Annotated in this window: 16 protein-coding genes; 13 read left to right on the plus strand and 3 right to left on the minus strand. The window is 61.7% G+C overall.

Annotated features, from left to right (window positions below):
- Window positions 1-90 precede the first annotated feature (90 nt).
- The 13 genes from JOE60_RS09470 (at window position 91) to JOE60_RS09530 (ending at window position 14,013) form a co-directional block, all read left to right on the plus strand.
- On the plus strand, window positions 91-294 hold the full coding sequence (locus JOE60_RS09470) for a ubiquitin-like protein Pup (RefSeq protein WP_167266411.1): 204 nt from the start codon (window positions 91-93) through the stop codon (window positions 292-294).
- A gap of 78 nt (window positions 295-372) precedes the next feature.
- Window positions 373-1,182 (plus strand): proteasome subunit beta, encoded by an 810-nt coding sequence (gene prcB / locus JOE60_RS09475; RefSeq protein WP_167266407.1) that lies wholly within the window; start codon window positions 373-375, stop codon window positions 1,180-1,182.
- 1 nt (window position 1,183) lies between these two features.
- On the plus strand, window positions 1,184-1,891 hold the full coding sequence (gene prcA, locus JOE60_RS09480) for a proteasome subunit alpha (RefSeq protein WP_167266403.1): 708 nt from the start codon (window positions 1,184-1,186) through the stop codon (window positions 1,889-1,891).
- A 1-nt stretch (window position 1,892) separates the two neighbouring features.
- Window positions 1,893-3,257: a Pup--protein ligase gene (gene pafA / locus JOE60_RS09485; RefSeq protein ID WP_167266398.1), complete on the plus strand. Its 1,365-nt coding sequence runs from the start codon at window positions 1,893-1,895 to the stop codon at window positions 3,255-3,257.
- A gap of 111 nt (window positions 3,258-3,368) precedes the next feature.
- The gene (locus JOE60_RS09490; protein WP_167266395.1) at window positions 3,369-4,295 is read left to right on the plus strand and encodes an FKBP-type peptidyl-prolyl cis-trans isomerase; all 927 of its coding nucleotides are present in this window, start codon (window positions 3,369-3,371) and stop codon (window positions 4,293-4,295) included.
- A gap of 83 nt (window positions 4,296-4,378) precedes the next feature.
- Complete coding sequence (locus JOE60_RS09495) at window positions 4,379-4,774, plus strand: FKBP-type peptidyl-prolyl cis-trans isomerase (protein WP_167266391.1); 396 nt, start codon at window positions 4,379-4,381, stop codon at window positions 4,772-4,774.
- A 97-nt stretch (window positions 4,775-4,871) separates the two neighbouring features.
- Window positions 4,872-6,890 carry a WYL domain-containing protein gene (locus JOE60_RS09500; RefSeq protein WP_204814900.1) on the plus strand — a complete coding sequence of 673 codons (2,019 nt, stop codon included), beginning with the start codon at window positions 4,872-4,874 and terminating at the stop codon, window positions 6,888-6,890.
- A gap of 9 nt (window positions 6,891-6,899) precedes the next feature.
- On the plus strand, window positions 6,900-7,250 hold the full coding sequence (locus tag JOE60_RS09505; protein WP_167266383.1) for a hypothetical protein: 351 nt from the start codon (window positions 6,900-6,902) through the stop codon (window positions 7,248-7,250).
- Between the two features lie 36 nt (window positions 7,251-7,286).
- The gene (tatA, locus tag JOE60_RS09510) at window positions 7,287-7,565 is read left to right on the plus strand and encodes a Sec-independent protein translocase subunit TatA (protein WP_167266379.1); all 279 of its coding nucleotides are present in this window, start codon (window positions 7,287-7,289) and stop codon (window positions 7,563-7,565) included.
- A 51-nt stretch (window positions 7,566-7,616) separates the two neighbouring features.
- Window positions 7,617-8,411: a twin-arginine translocase subunit TatC gene (gene tatC, locus JOE60_RS09515; protein ID WP_167267058.1), complete on the plus strand. Its 795-nt coding sequence runs from the start codon at window positions 7,617-7,619 to the stop codon at window positions 8,409-8,411.
- A 24-nt stretch (window positions 8,412-8,435) separates the two neighbouring features.
- Window positions 8,436-11,411: a DEAD/DEAH box helicase gene (locus JOE60_RS09520; RefSeq protein ID WP_167266376.1), complete on the plus strand. Its 2,976-nt coding sequence runs from the start codon at window positions 8,436-8,438 to the stop codon at window positions 11,409-11,411.
- A 50-nt stretch (window positions 11,412-11,461) separates the two neighbouring features.
- Window positions 11,462-13,117 carry an amidohydrolase gene (locus JOE60_RS09525; protein WP_167266374.1) on the plus strand — a complete coding sequence of 552 codons (1,656 nt, stop codon included), beginning with the start codon at window positions 11,462-11,464 and terminating at the stop codon, window positions 13,115-13,117.
- 161 nt (window positions 13,118-13,278) lie between these two features.
- A complete protein-coding gene (locus JOE60_RS09530; RefSeq protein ID WP_167266371.1) occupies window positions 13,279-14,013 on the plus strand; it encodes a polyprenol monophosphomannose synthase in 735 nt (244 codons plus the stop codon).
- A gap of 92 nt (window positions 14,014-14,105) precedes the next feature.
- On the opposite strand, the gene JOE60_RS09535 is transcribed toward JOE60_RS09530, so the two are convergent.
- The 3 genes from JOE60_RS09535 to JOE60_RS09545 all read right to left on the minus strand — a co-directional run bounded on the left by JOE60_RS09535 (window position 14,106) and on the right by JOE60_RS09545 (window position 16,254).
- Window positions 14,106-14,453 (minus strand): RNA polymerase-binding protein RbpA, encoded by a 348-nt coding sequence (locus JOE60_RS09535; protein ID WP_011774875.1) that lies wholly within the window; start codon window positions 14,451-14,453, stop codon window positions 14,106-14,108.
- Between the two features lie 267 nt (window positions 14,454-14,720).
- Complete coding sequence (locus tag JOE60_RS09540; RefSeq protein WP_167266366.1) at window positions 14,721-15,701, minus strand: SPFH domain-containing protein; 981 nt, start codon at window positions 15,699-15,701, stop codon at window positions 14,721-14,723.
- 91 nt (window positions 15,702-15,792) lie between these two features.
- Entirely contained in the window at window positions 15,793-16,254 is a 462-nt protein-coding gene (locus tag JOE60_RS09545) for an NfeD family protein (protein WP_167266361.1), read from the minus strand.
- Between the last annotated feature and the right edge of the window lie 7 nt (window positions 16,255-16,261).

Genomic DNA, 16,261 nt, shown 5'->3' on the forward strand with positions numbered 1-16,261 from the left:
CGCAAAGCCGTACCAGGCGGCGCGCAGCGTGGCAGTATGGCAGTAGGAAGTCTCCATCTCCAAGGAGGCTGACAAGTAGGGAGAAAGAAAATGGCAGGTCAGGAGCAGCAACAACCGCAGTCACGGGAATCCGACACGGACGTGGACATCCCCGAGGCACCGCCGGCCGCACCCGCAGCGCAAGCATCGGATGCAACGCAGGGCGTGGATGACCTCTTGGATGAAATCGACGGAGTCCTGGAATCCAACGCTGAGGAATTCGTCAGGGCTTTTGTACAAAAGGGTGGGCAATAAGCGTCCACCCACGGAGGTAATGCCTGGGCGGCGCGAGGCCGCCGGGCAGCTGACAGCAGAGTCGAAGGAGCGCAACCATTGCAGGAACCATCCACTGGCCCCTTGGCCAATCAGGCGACATCGTCCTTTACGGAACACCTCCAACGTTCGCGCCCCGAGCTTCTGCCTTTCAGCCAGTCACTTCCCGCCGGGATGGTGCCACCGTCGCCCCACGCCACCACCATCGTGGCCTTGACCTATGCAGGCGGCGTCCTGATGGCAGGGGACCGGCGGGCCACCATGGGCAACATCATCGCCAGCAGGCACATTGAAAAGGTCTTTCCGGCTGACCAGTATTCCGTGCTTGGCATCGCCGGAACCGCTGGCCTGGCCATAGATATCACCCGGCTTTTCCAGGTGGAACTGGAACACTACGAAAAAATTGAGGGAACTCTCCTAAGCCTGGTGGGCAAAGCCAACCGGCTTGGCGCCATGATCCGCGGGAACCTTCCCATGGCCATGCAGGGCATGGCCGTGGTGCCGTTGTTCGCCGGATTCGACCAATCGTCCGGCATCGGGCGCCTCTTCTCCTACGATGTCACCGGTGGCCGCTACGAAGAGCAGGAACATCACTCCGTAGGTTCAGGATCGGTCTTCGCCAGGGGCGCACTGAAGAAACTGTGGAAACCAAACCTCACGGAAGAGGCGGCCGTTTCCGTGGCAGTTGAAGCACTGTACGACGCAGCCGACGACGATTCGGCAACAGGCGGGCCGGATCCCGTCCGGCAGTTGTGGCCGGTGGTCTACACAGTCAACCGGGCAGGGAACCGCCGGGTACCCGAACACGACCTCGCTGCCATAGCGGGAAACATCGTGGAATCACGGGCAATCGCCGGACGGGAGGCCTGAGATGACACAACAGTTCTATGTATCTCCTGAACAGCTGATGAAGGACCGTGCGGACTTCGCGCGGAAAGGCATAGCCCGCGGCCGTTCGGTGATCGTCATCAGTTGCGCAGAGGGTATTGCCCTCATTGCCGAGAATCCGTCGCCCACCCTGCACAAATTGGGTGAGATCTACGACAAAATTGCCTTCGCCGCGGTTGGCAAATACAACGAATTCGAGAGCCTCAGGCAGGCCGGCGTCCGCTACGCAGATGTTCGCGGTTATTCCTATGACCGCGAGGACGTTTCAGCGCGCGGTCTCGCCAGCGTCTACGCCCAAAGCCTCGGCGCGGTTTTCACGGCGGAACAGAAGCCCTTTGAAGTGGAACTGGCCGTCGCCGAAGTGGGCCGGACGCAGGAACAGGATCATCTGTACCGGCTGACCTTCGACGGCTCGATCGCCGACGAAAACGGCTTTGTGGTGATGGGCGGTCTCGCCGAACAAATTACTGAAATCATTGACGGGGCCTGGGAACGGGAACTTACCTTTGCCGGCGCCATCCGCTTGGCGCTCCAGGCGCTGGCCAAGGACCCGGAACAAGGCCCGCTACAGGCCACAGCCGTCGAGGCCGCTGTCCTGTACCGGAATTCGGAAAGCAGCCTGGGCTCCCGCCGGGCGTTCCGGCGATTGTTGCCGGAAGACACTGCCCGGCTGCTCACAGAGGAGATCTGAGATGGACAAACGGATATTTGGTATCGAAACGGAATTCGGCATCTCCTATTCCAGCCCGGATTCCCGTCCTTTGGCCCCTGAGGAAGTGGCCCGCTACCTGTTCCGCAAGGTAGTGAGTTGGGGCAGGTCCTCCAATGTCTTCCTCACCAACGGCTCCCGGTTGTACCTGGACGTGGGATCGCACCCTGAGTACGCCACGGCAGAGTGCGACGACCTCGCACAGCTCATTGCCCACGACCGTGCCGGAGAGCTCATACTGGACGACCTCGTGGATGAAGCGCAGACCAGGCTTGCTGCCGAAGGTTTCAACGGCACGGTGTATCTGTTCAAAAACAACACGGACTCTGCCGGCAACTCGTACGGCAGCCACGAAAACTACCTGATTCCACGCCGGGGCGAGTTCTCCCGGCTGGCAGAGATCCTGATTCCCTTCCTGGTGACCCGCCAGCTCCTGGCCGGTGCGGGCAAGGTCCTGAAGACCCCGCATGGTGCAACCTTCGCGTTCTCGCAGCGCGCAGACCATATCTGGGAAGGTGTCTCCTCAGCCACCACCAGGTCACGGCCCATCATCAACACCCGCGACGAACCACATGCAGACGCCGAGTTCTACCGGAGACTGCACGTGATCGTGGGGGACTCCAATATGTCCGAGACCACTGCACTTCTCAAAGTGGGAACAGTGGACCTCATCCTGCGCATGATCGAAGCCGGAGTCATCATGCGGGACATGCGCATGGAGAACCCGATCCGAAGCATCAGGGAGATCTCACACGACCTCACCGGCCGCGCATTGGTCCGGTTGGCCAACGGGCGGCAACTCACAGCCTTGGACATCCAGCGCGAGTACCTCTCCAAGGTCACCGAGTTCGTCGCGGCCAACGGTGCACACAACCCACACGTGCCACTGATCCTGGATCTGTGGGAGCGGACACTGAACGCGATCGAGAGCCAAGACACCACCAGCATCGACACCGAGGTTGACTGGGCCATCAAGAAGAAGCTCATGGATGGGTACATGCGCCGGCACGACCTCAGCCTTGACTCTCCCCGCATCGCCCAGCTCGACCTGACGTACCACGACATCTCGCGGCAACGGGGCATCTTCTTCCTGTTGCAGGCCAGGGGCGCAGCACGCCGCCTGGTCAATGAAACGGACGTCAAGGATGCTGTGGATGCCCCGCCCCAGACCACGCGGGCCAAGCTTCGCGGCGACTTCGTCCGGCGCGCCCAGGAGCTGGGCCGGGACTACACGGTGGACTGGGTGCACTTGAAGCTCAATGACCGCGCCCACCAGACAATTCTCTGCAAGGACCCCTTCCGCAGCGTGGACGAGAGGGTGGATGCACTGCTTGACTCTATGAGCTGACTCCCAGCTTCACGGGCTATCCTGATTAACGGTCTCTTCCAAAGTGGCCCAGATCTTGGATGCGCGACGCGTCTTTCCGAGTGTCCCTTGCCCCGACGAAAGTGTCTTTTTGTGCGCCGACTCCTAGCAATCCTTCTCCCTGCCCTGCTGCTCATCACCGCTTGTGGGGGAGAGGCAACCCCGGCCAACCAGCCCACCAGCCAGTCCACGGGTGATGTTTCCAAGCTGGACTCCGTCAAGGTGACAGACAATGGGGACAAGAAGACCCCCGGTGTCGAGTTCGCCAAGCCCCTTACTGTCTCCCAGCCGACCGTGAAAATGGTCAGCGAGGGAAGCGGCGACGCCGTCAAGGCCGGGCAGACGGTCGAGCTTTCCTACGTGGTGCTGGACGGGAACGATGGTTCATCGCTCGAAGACACATTCACGGGTGATCCTGAGAAGTTGGACATCAACGATCAGCTGAAGACCCAGAATGCCGCCATGTACAACGCCATTGTGGGAGCCAAGGTTGGCAGCCACATAGCTATTGCCGCTCCCGGTGATGCAACAGCGTCTCCCGCAGCTTCGGCCAAGCTGATTGTTTTCAAGCTGGTAACCGCCAAGGACGCTGCACCCGTGTTGCAGAAACCCGAAGGTGAAACCGTGACCCCGCCGGCCGGGTTGCCCACTGTCAAGGAAGACGACAAGGGAATCCCGCAGATCTCCGTAGACGGCGTTGCAGCTCCCAAGGAACTGATTTCCCAGGATCTGATCAAGGGCACCGGCGCTGCCGTCAAGGCCACTGACACCCTGACGGTCAACTACGTGGGCGTCACCTTGGCCGGCGGCACCAAGTTCGATTCCAGCTACGATCGCGGCCAGTCCACCAGCTTCCCGCTCACCGGCGTCATCAAGGGCTGGACCCAGGGGCTGGAAGGCAAGACGGTTGGTTCGCGCGTTCTTCTGGTCATCCCGCAGGATCTTGCCTACGGTGCAGCCGGCCAGGGCGATGCGAAGGGCGATCTCGTGTTCGTCGTCGACATCCTCGGCGTCAAGTAGCTTCCCAATACTTCTGCAAGAGTCCGGGCACTGTCATAGGCTGTTTCCCGGCAACTCTTCCTCTACCTCCCAAAGGAGCAACCATGTCATTTGGTCAGCGTGACTTTGACCGCACCAGGCCTGAAATCGACTTCCCTGAGGGCGATGTCCCCACCGAACTCGTCATCACCGACCTCATCGAGGGCACCGGCACCGAGGCCAAGGCCGGAGACACCGTCTCCACCCACTACGTTGGCGTCGCCTGGTCCACCGGCGAAGAATTCGATGCTTCCTGGGGACGCGGAGCGCCCCTGGACTTCCGCGTCGGCGTTGGCCAGGTCATCCAGGGCTGGGACCAGGGCCTCCTGGGCATGAAGGTGGGCGGCCGCCGTCGCCTGGAAATCCCGTCGGAGCTTGCCTACGGTTCCCGTGGCGCCGGCGGAGCCATCAAGCCCAACGAAGCCCTGATTTTCGTTGTGGATCTGGTGGGCGTCCGCTAGGACCAGCACAACCACGCACAAGGCGCGTCACTGTCCGGAACACCGGACGGTGACGCGCCTTGCTGGTTTCCGGCCGGACTTTAGTAACGTAGCAACCGTGTCTGCATCCCGCACTGAACGGCTCTTGAACCTCCTCCTGGCCCTGCTCAACACCAAGGTGGGGTTGTCGCGCGCCGTTTTGCGCGAGAAGGTCTACCATGATTCTGCGGAAAGCGACGTCGCTTTTGGGCGGATGTTCGAGCGCGACAAAGTGGACCTGCGGCAGTTCGGCTTTGAAATTGAAACCTTGACCGACCCCCGGAGCTTCGGCGCTGATGATCCCGCTTCCACCCGGTACCGCATCGGCAAAGATTCCAACAAGCTTCCCGAGGTAAGGCTGACACCGGCCGAAAGCACCGTGTTGCTCCTGGCCGCCCAGCTGTGGGAACGCGCGGCATTGGGCTCTGCAGCTGCCAACGCCGTGCGGAAGCTTCAAGCGGCCGGCGGCTTCACCGACGTCGAACTCCCCGCGGGGGTGCAACCGCGGGTCAGGCCTCCCGGCCAGGCGTTCGACGACGTCGTGGCCGCCATGCACGGAAGACATCCGGTCAGTTTCGGCTACCTCGCCGTCAGTACCGGGCAGGAAGAAGTCCGCGTGGTGGAACCGTGGGGCTTGGGCAACCGGTTCGGCCAGTGGTACCTGGTGGGCCACGATACGGCGCGGAAAGCGAAGCGGCTCTTCAGGCTCACCCGCATGACCACCGCCGTGACCGTCCTCTCCGGCACCACCTTTGAACCGCCCGCCGGCTTCGATGCCCGCGCTGAACTGGCAGCACTGAACGAGCTGCCCCTTCGCCAGGCCTCCTTGGCGGTCAAGCCGGACAGGGTGTTGGCGCTGCGGCGAAGGGCCGTCTCGGTTGATCCCGATCCTCGTGGACGTGGACGCGACGTGGTGACCGTTGAGTTCCGCGACCCGGAGCAGCTTGCCGAAGAGCTGGCCTCCTACGGACCCCACGTGAGGGTCGTTGGACCCGCCGACCTCCGTGCCGCCGTCGTTCGCCGCCTGAGGGCCGCCGCCGACTTCGACTCTGCCCCACCCGTCCCCGTGGCTTTCCCGGAGGCAGGACCGGCCCCTCGGGCGCGCAAGCGCACTTCCGAGGACCAGCTGGCCAGGATGCTTCAGTTGGTGCCCTTCCTCGTCCACCACCAGGGCCTGCACATCCAGGAAGTAGCGGACCGTTTCGGGATCACCCGCAAAGCGCTGATTGATGACCTCAAGATCCTGATCTGCTCCGGACTCCCGGAGGGGTACCCGGACGACCTCCTGGACATCCAGTGGGAAAACGACCACGTGTACATCTCCGAGCACCTTGACCTGAACCGGCCTGTCCGTTTCAGCGAGGACGAAGCAGCGGCCCTGTTGACCGGGTTGGCCATGCTGGGGGACCTCCCGGAATTGGCCGGAATGCCGGAGGAGCAGCCGGGGAGCGTTCTCGAATCGGTCACCCTCAAACTCACCGGCGCTGCGGGTACGGCCGGTCGATTGGCAGGAGCCGTGGCCGGACAATCCGTGGCACCCCGGCAGTCCAAGGACTTTGCGCTCATCACCAGCGCCATTCGGGATGGCCGTCAACTGCGGCTTCGATACCTGTCCCAACAACGCGACGAGGTCACGGAACGGGACATCGACCCCTTGCGTTTGTTCTCCATGGACGACACGTGGTACTTCGAGGCCTACTGCCACAGCAAGTCCGGCCTCCGCAATTTCCGTCTTGACAGGGTGGAGTCCTTGGAGGCGAATGGCCGCCCGGCCTCGGGTGTGGCGAGTGTGGGGGGAGACTTCCCGGCTGCACTGTTCACCCCTGGAGAGGATGACGCAGTGGTGGTGCTGCAGTTGACCAGGCAGGGTGCGGGATTGGCTGACGACTACTACGCAGAGAGAACCGCTGGACTGCCCGACGGCGGCCTCCTCGCCGAGGTGCGGTTCGGCAACGCGGACTGGGTTCCCATGTTTATCTCCCAGCACGGCGGTTCCGCGCGGATCCTGGAACCGCTGACCGTCAAAGAGGCGGTACGTTCCTGGCTGGACAGCGCTTTAGCCGCCTACGACTCTTCGACTCCAGCTTCGGCTGGCTAGACTACTCAAATGCCTTGGTGGTTCTGGGTCCTGTTGTGGATCGCGCTTATTGCCCTTGCGTTGCTTCTCCATGTGACGCTGGGGTACCGCTTGTTCCGGAAGTTCATGACGACGGTCCGTGAGTTGGGAGAGGCCGGGCAGCGTTTCAGCACCCTCCCTCCGGCTCCGGATGCTGCGGCCGTCGCTGAGGCGGATGACCGCCCTGTTCCGGGCTCTGCCGTCTTTGCCTCGCCGGATGAGATACGTCATGATTACGTGACGGCCAAAGCCATGCGGCAGGATGTCCGCCGCCAACGGCGGATACAGCGCAAGGCAGATCGGGGCCAGCCCCAATCCCTGCGCGACATAGAATTCAGTTAGACGTAGGATGTATCCAAAAGGAAAGGACTTCCCCACATGGGACGACTATTTGACGGGCCGTGGCCGATCGTCATTATCATCATCGTTGCGTTGCTGCTGTTCGCAGCACCCAAGCTTCCCGGGATGGCGCGCAGCCTTGGACAGTCAATGCGCATCATCAAGTCCGAAGTGAAGGAAATGAAGAACGACGGCAAGCCTGAAGCCAAGGATGCCGGCGAGAATTCCGAGGCATACGAAGGCCGCGTGGTGGAACACCCGGACCTGAAGGCCAAGAACAAAGGCGAGACCGACGTTCCGCCTTCAACCCGCCTCTAGTAGAAGGCAGTGGCACAAGCAAAGGGGCGCAAGGCCAATCCTGAAGCCCGGATGGCGCTTCTTGACCATCTCAGGGAGCTGAAGAACAGGCTGATCAAGGCCGCCATCGGCGTTGTTATTGCGGCAATCGCGGGCTGGTTCCTGTACGACCCGGTGATCAACGCGCTGAAGGCTCCGGTGGACTCCATCGGTGGCCACACTGGCGCGATTGCCACCATCAACTTCAACAGCATCGCTTCGCCTTTCGACTTCAAGCTGCAGATATCAATCCTCATTGGCCTGGTCATCTCCAGTCCCATTTGGATCTACCAGCTGTGGGCCTTCATCACGCCAGGCCTCACAAAGAAGGAACGCCGCTACACGCTTGGATTCATGGCAGCGGCAGTTCCGCTGTTCCTGGCCGGAGTGTGGGTCGGTTGGCTTGTGACACCCCAGGTGGTGCGGGCCTTGACGCAATTCACCCCCTCCGGTGTTGCCAACATCATCGACGCACGCGATTACATCGACTTCGTGACCCGCATGGTCCTTTTCCTTGGACTGGCCTTCCTGGTGCCCGTAGTGCTTGTCGGAGTTAACATGGCCGGCTTGGTATCCGGCAAAACGATCCTCAAAGCGTGGCGCCTCACGGTGTTCCTGGTCTTCGTTTTGGCTGCCGTTGCAGCGCCGGGCGCAGATGCGTTGTCCATGTTCCTGCTGGCTGGGCCTTTGCTTGTTTTGTTCTTCGCAGCGATCGGGATCTGTATCCTGAACGACCGCCGCCGGGAGCGCAGGAACCAGAAACGCGTCGCTGAGACCGAGGCCATGGCGGATACCGCCACCTCTGCTTCTGATCTGGAGAATCTCTAGAGTTTGGCGGACTAGGCTGGAGACATGTCCTCCATCTCCGGGTCTCCATCACCGTCGGATCGCTATCAGGCAGCAGCCCAGCGCGCAGCTGAGTCCAGAACCTATTTGGGTGCGTTTGCCAGGTCGCTTGATTTTGAACTCGATGACTTCCAGAAGCAGGCGTGCAGATCGCTTCAGGAGGGGCGCGGAGTTCTGGTTGCCGCTCCCACGGGGGCCGGCAAAACCATCGTTGGCGAGTTCGCAATCTTCCTGGCCCTTGAACGGGGCCTGAAGGCCTTTTACACGACGCCCATCAAAGCCTTGAGCAACCAGAAGTTCGCAGAACTGGCCGCCAAGTACGGGGCAGCCAATGTTGGTTTGCTGACCGGAGACACCACCATCAACGGTGATGCACCCGTGGTGGTGATGACCACTGAGGTTCTCCGGAACATGTTGTATGCCGATTCGGAAACCCTGGGAGACCTGGGCTTCGTGGTCATGGATGAGGTCCACTACCTGGCAGACCGGTTCCGGGGAGCTGTGTGGGAGGAAGTCATCATCCACCTGCCCAGCGAGGTCCAGGTTGCATCACTGAGTGCCACGGTTTCCAATGCCGAAGAGTTTGGTGCCTGGTTGGACACTGTCAGGGGCGACACGGATGTGATCGTCTCCGAGCACCGCCCGGTTCCCCTGTGGCAGCACGTCATGGTGGGACGGCAGATAGTTGATCTCTTTGCCGGGGACACCACATTCGATGAAATTGCCCCCGCCGTGCCGGATGCTGTGGAAACCGAAGCCCCGGATCTATCGGAAACGGACGACGTCTCCGCTGGACCGGCGGATACCCGCCAGCGGAAATCGCTGCCCGGCCGCGTGTCACAAAAGAGTGTGACTGCCCGGGCGTCCACCCAGGAATTCGAGGTCAATCCGGAACTCCTGGCCATGGCGCGTTCCGAAAGCAGGATGAACACCGCAGGCCGGTTCGGCCATGGAGGAAGAAGCCGCCGCCGCCAGGACCGCTCCCGGGACGAACATTCAAAAACCGAGCAACGCAGCCCCGTTCGCAAGGCCAGCAGGCCCCAGGTGATCGAGAGCCTCCGGCGCCAGGATCTCCTCCCTGCCATCACGTTCATCTTTTCCCGGGCGGGTTGTGATGCAGCAGTTGCGCAGTGCGCCGCTTCCGGCCTGTGGTTGACCACCGAGCACGAGCAACAGATCATTGCGCAGCGGGTGGACGAAGCCAGCCACGAAATCCCGGCCGACGACCTCGATGTCCTGGGCTTCTGGGGCTGGAGGGACGGGCTGGTGCGCGGCTTTGCTGCCCACCATGCCGGCATGTTGCCCACCTTCAAGGAAGTGGTGGAGAAGCTGTTCGCCGATGGCCTGGTAAAGGCAGTCTTCGCAACAGAAACCCTGGCGTTGGGCGTGAATATGCCTGCGCGATGCGTCGTGTTGGAAAAGTTGGAGAAGTTCAACGGCGAAGCACACGTCAACATCACGGCAGGGGAGTACACGCAGCTGACGGGGCGGGCCGGACGGCGTGGCATCGATGTGGAAGGCCATGCCGTGGTGTTATGGCAGCCGGGCACAGATCCCACAGCGGTAGCGGGCCTGGCTTCACGCCGGACCTACCCCCTGAACTCCAGCTTCAGGCCTACGTACAACATGAGCATCAACTTGATCGCCCAGTTCGGCCGGGTCCGCGCACGTGAAATTCTCGAATCTTCGTTTGCCCAATTTCAGGCGGACCGGTCCGTGGTTGGCCTGGCCCGGCAGGTGCGTGGACGCGAGGAATCACTTGCGGGGTATGCCAAGTCCATGCAGTGCCACCTCGGCGACTTCGCCGAATACTCGCGCTTGCGGCGCGAACTCGGTGATGCTGAAACGTTTGCGGCCCGCGACAACCAGCGCGCGCGCAAATCCCACGTGGCTGACTCACTGACCCGCCTGATACCCGGCGACGTCATCGCCATATTCAGCGGGCGGCTGGCGGGGCACGCAGTGGTCCTGGAAGTGGACAGGAACGCCCGCGAACCGAGACCTTCTGTACTCACATCGGACAACCAACTGCGGCGCATCGGTGTTCATGACCTCGACGGTCCCGTCTCACCCGTGACCAGGATCCGGATTCCCAAATCTTTCAACTCAAAGGTTCCCAAAGCGCGCCGGGATCTGGCTTCCGCAATGCGGCATGCTGTATCCGAGGACGTGCCCAACAACAAGCGCAACATCCGGCACGAGGACTTTGGCCTGGGCGCCCGCTTGCCGGACCAGGAGAAAAAGATTGCGGACCTCCGCCGTGCCCTGCGTGCGCATCCCTGCCATGGGTGCAGCGAAAGGGAGGACCACGCCCGCTGGTCCGAACGCTGGTGGAAGCTGCGGAAGGAAACTGATGGATTGGTCAGGCAGATCCAAGGGAGGACCAACACCATTGCCAAGACTTTCGACCGGGTGTGTGAAGTCCTTTCCAGTTACGGCTACTTGCAGATGAACGACGCCGGACAGGTCACCATCAGCGCGGATGGCCAACGGTTGCGCCGGATTTACGGTGAAAAGGACCTGCTCATCTCCCAATCAGTCCGGCAAGGTGCGATCGACGGCCTTGATGCCGCCGAGCTGGCGTCCTTCGCCAGCACCCTGGTGTACCAAGCCAAGCGGGAGGACCGGGGCCTCAGGCCAAAGATGCCTTCCGTGTCGCTGGAGACGGCCGTCGACATCGTGGTCCGGGAGTGGTCCCGGCTGGAGGATACAGAGGAGCACAATCGGCTTCCGCTGACCGGCGAACCTGAGCTCGGCCTGATGTGGCCCATGTACAAATGGGCCAAGGGGCGGCATCTGCAGGAGGTCCTGAATGGAACCGACCTCGCAGCCGGCGACTTTGTCCGCTGGGCCAAGCAAGTGGTGGACCTGCTGGATCAACTCGCCAAAATTCCTCAGTTGGACCCGCGGGTGGCAAGGATCTGCCGCGAGTCCATCGAGCTGGTCCGTCGGGGCGTCGTGGCCTACTCCACCGTCTCCTAGGCCCAGCCAGTAATCACCTATCCCTTTCAACGCTCAAGGAGCGCAAAAGCATGAACCAGCCAGGCGCAACAGCCGGCCAGGACCGGAACGGCGCCAGCCGGAAGGTCACTCTTTACCGCAACGGATCGATTTACACAGCTGCGGATCCCTTCGCGACAGCCATGGTGGTTGATGGGGACACTGTCGCCTGGGTGGGCTCTGAGCAGGCCGCAACCTCCATCGCGGATTCCTCCATGGAAATCATCGACCTCAAGGGTGCACTTTTGGCGCCGGGATTCGTTGATTCCCATGTCCACTTGACGGAGACGGGTGTGGCACTGGACGGCCTTGATCTCAGCCGAGCCCGTTCCGCGGGCGATATTCTTGACGCCGTGGCGGCCTCGGCCGGCACAGGACCGGTGTTGGGCCATGGCTGGGATGAGACCCGTTGGAACAATGCCACGCTTCCAACCCTCGAGGAACTCGAACGTGCCGCCACAGGGCGTCTTGTCTATCTGTCCAGAATCGACGTCCACTCCGCGCTGGTCTCGGCCTCCCTGGCCGCTGCTGCCGCCCTCAACGGCATGGACGGGTTCACCGGCTCGGCCCACGTGCTCCGATCGGCCCACACAGCATCACGCCTGGCGGCGCGCCAATTCAGTTGGACAGACAGGGGCCGCTACCAGGAATTGGCGCTCCAGGAAGCAGCACGGAACGGATACGTTGCCGTGACCGAGATGTCGGCGCCCCACATCTGCGGACCAGAAGATTTGAGGATGGCGACGTCGTGGAACGATGAGCAGAACCTGCCCCAGGTTCTGCCCTACTGGGGTGAGCTCGCTTCGTCAGTTGAACACGCGGAAAGCATCCTTGAGTCACTGGGCACGCCCGTACTGGGCCTCGCCGGTGACCTGAACATGGACGGCTCCCTGGGGTCGCGAACGGCCGCATTGAAGAAAGACTATTCCGATGCGCCGGGGGAGACGGGCACCCTGTACTTGAGCGTTGACGATGCAGCGAAGCATCTGGCAGCAACGTCGCAACTCGGCATCCAAGCCGGTTTCCACGTTATTGGGGACGCCGGACTGGACGCTGTACTCAATGCGCTGGATGCTGCCGCCGCTGAGGTGGGGGAGCAACGGATCCGTGCAGCAGGACACAGGCTTGAACACGTGGAAATGGCCGATCAAGGGGCCATCGAGCGGTTGGCAAAATACTCCGTTACCGTCAGTGCCCAGCCGGCCTTTGACACGGCCTGGGGTTCACCGGGCGGATTATACGAACAGCGTGTGGGTGCCAGAAGCCTCTCCATGAATCCTCTGGCGTCCTTCTATTCCAGCGGCGTGCCGATTGTCTTCGGCAGTGACAGCCCCGTTACTCCCTTGCGCCCGTGGTCCAGCGTCCGCAGTTGCCTGGAGCACAACAACCCGGACCAGCGGATTTCTGCGCGCGCGGCTTTCCTTGGCCACACCCGTGCGGGCTGGCGTGCCACCAAGAGCAGGAACCCACTGATGGGCCAGTTGGTTCCCGGCGCACCCGCCAGTTTCGCGGTCTGGGAAGTTGACGAACTCATGGTTCAGGTGGCAGACAGCCGGGTGCAGTCATGGAGCACCGATCCGCGGGCGAGGACCCCCTTGCTGCCGGCCCTGGACACAGGAAGCGATCCCCGCTGCCTGCAGACGGTACATGAAGGCCGGGAGCTGTTCGCCCACGATTCCCTCCGGTAGCGCAGAGGGGATCAGCACCGGATCCCCGACGCGGGTCCGTGTCCCAGACCACAGCCAGCCACAACGCTTCCCGCAGCGCCCTATAATGGGGAGTTGCGCCAGAAACCCAGCTGCTTGGCTGGTCCGGCACACTGACCGCTCCATCAAGGAAAGGCCTCTTCTTGCGTGTCCTGACGATCATTCCCACCTACAACGAGCTCGAATCCCTCCCTGTCACTTTGGGACGGCTCCGCGCGGCAGTCCCTGACTCCGACGTCCTGGTGGTTGACGACAACAGCCCTGACGGCACGGGACGCTTGGCGGATCGCTTCGCAGCAGAGGACGGCAACGTCCATGTCCTCCACAGGAAGGGCAAAGAGGGTCTCGGCGCGGCCTACATCGCCGGCTTCAAGTGGGGACTGGCGGCCGGATACGACGTACTGGTTGAGATGGACGCGGACGGCTCGCACCAGCCGGAGCAGCTGCCATTGCTCCTCGATGCCGTCAGGGATGGCGCCGATCTTGCCATGGGCTCCCGCTGGGTCCCGGGCGGCAGTGTCGTGAATTGGCCGCTGTACCGGCAGGCAATCTCGCGCACAGGCAGTACGTATGCCCGTTTGATGCTTGGCGTGAAAATCAAGGACGTCACGGGCGGATACAGGGCTTTCCGTCGAAGCACCCTCGAAGCCCTTAAGCTCGATGAAGTCGAATCGGTGGGGTACGGCTTCCAGGTTGATCTTGCCTGGCGGGTAGCCAAACTTGGTTTGCGCATCGAAGAGCGCCCCATCACCTTCGTCGAGCGTGAACTTGGTGCTTCCAAGATGAGCGGCAACATTGTGGTTGAGGCCATGCTCAACGTCACTAAGTGGGGACTCGCCGCCCGCTGGGCAAAGCTCACCGGCAAGTCCAAGCGCTAGCACTCCGAAGCTCTTGAAAACAGAAAGGCCGGGCCGGGTTCAAAGGAACCCGGCCCGGCCTTTCTGTGTACAGGCGGTATGATCGCTGTTTTTCAGGCGGAGCGGCGCTCTCCGCGGCGCTCACGCAGGATGTTCAAGCGATCCTCAAGGATCTGCTCCAGCTCGGGAAGGCTGCGGCGCTCCAAGAGCATGTCCCAGTGGGTACGGACAGCCTTTTCGTTGGCGTCGACGGGGCGTTCACCGTCAACCAGCAGCGCTTCCTTGCCCGTTTTGGACACCCATACCGGAGGAATTTCGGCTTCGGAGGAGAAGGTGACGAAGACCTGCTCGCCGTCCTCGCAACGGTACTCGACCCGCTGACGCGGTGCCGGCTCGACGCCGGATTCAGTTTCCATGCTTTGGGCGCCAAGACGCATACCCCGCAGGCTGCGATCGCTCATGATTACTCCCTCTGTCTGTTCGCGGGGCTGGACCCCGCGCTAACCGTAAGCCGTTTTCACGTTCCCTACGGACTACTTCTGCACACCTTGCATCACTCATTGCAACGCCTGGCAAAGCCTTTATGTTCCATCCGCCGTGAACGGGCCGGACAAATATCCCATTATACGCTGACGGCGTCATATCGCCCAAAGCACGAGCTTGCCCAGCTACAGCACAGCGGGTGGCCAGCCGTTTCGGCCGGCCACCCGCTGGAGTGGTCCTTGGCGTTATTCCGTTGTCCGGGTGCTTTCCGCGGGCGACGCCGACTCCGTGTGGCTACCGGAACCATTGCCACCAAACAGGCCAGCCACGGGCGAGTCCGTGGTGGTCCCGCCGAGTGCACCGCCGATGCCCTTCAAGGCTTCGCCGACTTCGCTGGGGATGATCCACAACTTGTTGGAACTTCCTTCAGCAAGCTTGGGGAGGGTTTGCAGGTACTGGTAAGCCAGGAGCTTCTGGTCAGGATTCCCCTTGTGGATGGCATCGAAGACCTTCTGGATGGCTTGGGCTTCACCATCAGCCCTCAGGATGGCCGCCTTGGCATCACCTTCTGCTGCCAGAATGGCGGCTTGCCGCTGACCTTCCGCGGTAAGAATCTGCGACTGCTTGGTGCCCTCCGCAGTCAGGATGGCCGCACGCCGATCACGCTCTGCACGCATCTGCTTCTCCATGGAATCCTGGATGGAGTGGGGCGGATCAATAGCCTTGAGCTCAACGCGGGAAACCCTGATACCCCACCGGCCGGTGGCTTCGTCAAGCACCCCGCGCAATTGGCCGTTGATCTGGTCACGTGATGTCAGTGCCTCTTCGAGGTTCAAGCCACCCACTACGTTTCGCAGGGTGGTGGTTGTCAACTGTTCGACAGCCTGGATGTAGTTGGCAATCTCATAGGTGGCTGCCCGGGGGTCTGTGACCTGGAAGTACACCACCGTATCAATGGACACCACCAGGTTGTCCTCGGTGATGACGGGCTGCGGCGGGAAGGACACTACTTGCTCGCGAAGGTCGAGCAACGGCAGGAGCCGGTCAACAAACGGGATCAGGATGGTCAGTCCGGGGTTGAGCGTGCGCTGGTATTTACCAAGTCGCTCGACGACGCCGGCACGCGCCTGCGGGATGATCCTTACCGAGCGGACCAACACTATGATCACAAAAATAATAAGAACAATCAGCACGATTGCTGCTGCTGTTCCTCCTAAGCCGTTCATACATCTCCTTCGTTCCCCAATTGCGTGGTCTGATGCGTCCGTACCGGGCCTCACCGGCCCGGGAACCGACTTAAAATCTTGTTGCTTTGCGTCAGCGCGGGCTGTTGTCGGCGGAGGAGGCGACTACCGCCGTCGCTCCGTCAATTTTGGTGACCTGAACCGTGGCACCTGCGTCGAGAACGCCGCCCACGCTGCGTGCGGTCCAGACGTCACCGCCGATTTTCACCAAGCCGCTGGTGCCCGTCACGGCTTCAATGACCAGGGCCGGCTGCCCGATAAGACGATCAATGTTTGAGCGTTGTTCTTCCGGCCCTTTGTGCAGGTGTTTCAGGGCAACAGGCCGAAGGAAGACCACCATCAGGAGGGAGACCACGCAGAAAATGACTATTTGGAGCCAGAAGTCGGCACCTGCGAAGTCAGCGATCAGGCCGGCCAAGGCGCCTCCGCCAAGCATGATGAAGAAGAGGTCCAGGGTGAGCATCTCAACCACTGCGAACGCGAGGAAAGCCGTGAGCCACAGAGCCCACCAGTTCTCGCCGAGCCATTCAAACATCAGATCC

Origin of the sequence: Paenarthrobacter ilicis, from assembly GCF_016907545.1 — a bacterium.
Taxonomy (GTDB): Bacteria; Actinomycetota; Actinomycetes; order Actinomycetales; family Micrococcaceae; genus Arthrobacter; species Arthrobacter ilicis.

Excerpts from the sequence above, each read along its gene's own strand:
- JOE60_RS09470 (WP_167266411.1), top strand. The coding sequence starts at position 91 with ATGGCAGGTCAGGAGCAGCAACAACCGCAGTCACGGGAATCCGACACG.
- prcA (WP_167266403.1), top strand. The coding sequence starts at position 1,184 with ATGACACAACAGTTCTATGTATCTCCTGAACAGCTGATGAAGGACCGT.
- pafA (WP_167266398.1), top strand. The coding sequence starts at position 1,893 with ATGGACAAACGGATATTTGGTATCGAAACGGAATTCGGCATCTCCTAT.
- JOE60_RS09495 (WP_167266391.1), top strand. The coding sequence starts at position 4,379 with ATGTCATTTGGTCAGCGTGACTTTGACCGCACCAGGCCTGAAATCGAC.
- JOE60_RS09505 (WP_167266383.1), top strand. The coding sequence starts at position 6,900 with ATGCCTTGGTGGTTCTGGGTCCTGTTGTGGATCGCGCTTATTGCCCTT.
- tatA (WP_167266379.1), top strand. The coding sequence starts at position 7,287 with ATGGGACGACTATTTGACGGGCCGTGGCCGATCGTCATTATCATCATC.
- tatC (WP_167267058.1), top strand. The coding sequence starts at position 7,617 with ATGGCGCTTCTTGACCATCTCAGGGAGCTGAAGAACAGGCTGATCAAG.
- JOE60_RS09520 (WP_167266376.1), top strand. The coding sequence starts at position 8,436 with ATGTCCTCCATCTCCGGGTCTCCATCACCGTCGGATCGCTATCAGGCA.
- JOE60_RS09525 (WP_167266374.1), top strand. The coding sequence starts at position 11,462 with ATGAACCAGCCAGGCGCAACAGCCGGCCAGGACCGGAACGGCGCCAGC.
- JOE60_RS09535 (WP_011774875.1), bottom strand. The coding sequence starts at position 14,453 with ATGAGCGATCGCAGCCTGCGGGGTATGCGTCTTGGCGCCCAAAGCATG.
- JOE60_RS09540 (WP_167266366.1), bottom strand. The coding sequence starts at position 15,701 with ATGAACGGCTTAGGAGGAACAGCAGCAGCAATCGTGCTGATTGTTCTT.
- JOE60_RS09545 (WP_167266361.1), bottom strand. The coding sequence starts at position 16,254 with ATGTTTGAATGGCTCGGCGAGAACTGGTGGGCTCTGTGGCTCACGGCT.